This window comes from Sphingomonas sp. FUKUSWIS1 (assembly GCF_000733135.1).
GTDB classification, from domain to species: Bacteria; Pseudomonadota; Alphaproteobacteria; order Sphingomonadales; family Sphingomonadaceae; genus Sphingomonas; species Sphingomonas aerolata.
This window is the reverse complement of sequence record NZ_JPJC01000249.1, coordinates 35,644-37,016: the sequence shown is the minus strand read 5'-3', so window position 1 is coordinate 37,016 and position 1,373 is coordinate 35,644. Positions and strand designations below refer to the sequence as shown.

At 68.2% G+C, this 1,373-nt stretch carries 2 protein-coding genes; one reads left to right on the top strand and one right to left on the bottom strand.

Annotation, left to right across the window (positions count from 1 at the left end; genetic code table 11):
- Nucleotides 1-722, bottom strand: a 722-nt coding sequence (locus sphsw_RS15540) for a Crp/Fnr family transcriptional regulator (RefSeq protein WP_031441414.1), incomplete at its 3' end; no start/stop codon positions are given.
- A 172-nt stretch (nucleotides 723-894) separates the two neighbouring features.
- Here sphsw_RS15540 and sphsw_RS15535 point away from each other — a divergent pair.
- The coding region (locus sphsw_RS15535) for a cation:proton antiporter domain-containing protein (RefSeq protein ID WP_042467503.1) at nucleotides 895-1,373 on the top strand (479 nt) is incomplete at its 3' end.

The window sequence follows — 1,373 nt, the reverse complement described above, 5'->3', positions numbered from 1 at the left end:
CCCGCCGACACGCCGGCGGGGCCGGCCCCGACGATGAGCACGTCGAAGGCCTCGTCTTCGGGAACGTCCTGATCGAGTCCGAGCAGCCGTGCCACCTTCTCCGGCGTCGGATCGCTCACCACCACGTCGCGGCCGAACACGACGACGGGCTCTAGCGGCGCGGTTCCGCAACTGCTGGCGACATGCGCGGCTTCGGCGCTGCCGAGCGGGTAGGACCGGTAGGGCAGGCGGTTGCGCGCAGCGAACTCGGCCACACGTCTGACGGCTCTGTCCTCGTCTTCGCCAACCAGAACCAGCATGCCATCGCCGGCATCCAGCTGCCGCCGACGGCGCGCGGCCAGGACCGTGATCACGATGTCCGACATCTCCGGTATCGCCGCCATCAGGCGAAGCATCGCGGATCGCGGGACTTCGACGACGGTCGTGTCGCTCGCGGCGCGCATCGGCAGCGACCAGGTGCCGCCGGACAGCAGAGAGATTTCGCTCATGAACTGGGTGGGCCCCAGCGTCGACGGCACGAGCCGATCGCCCGTGAACGGGTTGACGACCTCGATCTCCCCCTCTTCGACATACACGAAGCGGTCGGCCGGCGCGCCGATCTCGGCGAGCATTATTCCCTTGGGATAGTGCTTACGCGTCCCTGCGGCCCGGATCGCGGCAATATGCGCAGGCTGTAGCGGAACCCGCTGCATTTCCCGCAGGTCACGGCCGATCGTTTCCATGAGCGCTGTCCCCTATCCCCCTCGACACTAGCCCGGCGAACGTGACGACGGCAATCGCCCGGGAACGGCCCAGGCCACATGCGGGCGCGACCCGATACGCTGCCCGATCGCATTGACGCCGTTCGGGACAGCTTGCAGGACCACCGGGCGGGCAGGGAAAAGGGGCGGCTTTGTGCATCCAGCGGCGAATTTCGAGCTGATCATCCTGATGTTCCTGGTGGTGCTGGGGCTTCACTATCTGGCCCGGCGTCTGTCGCTGCCACCAGCAGCCGCGCTGATCGTCGGCGGATGCGCCGTCGCCTTCGTACCGGGTGTGCAAGGGATCGCGATCGATCCGGAGCTCGTGCTTGTCCTGTTTCTCCCGCCCCTGCTGATGGACGGCGCGTGGTTCACCGCGGTCGCGCCATTCCGGCGGCACATGGCCGGCATTCTTTCGCTGGCGGTTGGCGCCGTCTTCTTCACCACGGCGGTTGTGGCGGTCGTGACCAGGCTGCTGATGCCGGAACTGCCCTGGGCCGCCTGCGTCGCGCTGGGCGCGATCCTGTCGCCGCCCGATGCGGTATCCGCCCGCGCCGTGTTGCAACGGGTGACGCTCCCGCGCAGGCTGACCACGCTCCTCGAGGGCGAAAGCCTGCTCAACGATGCCGCGGG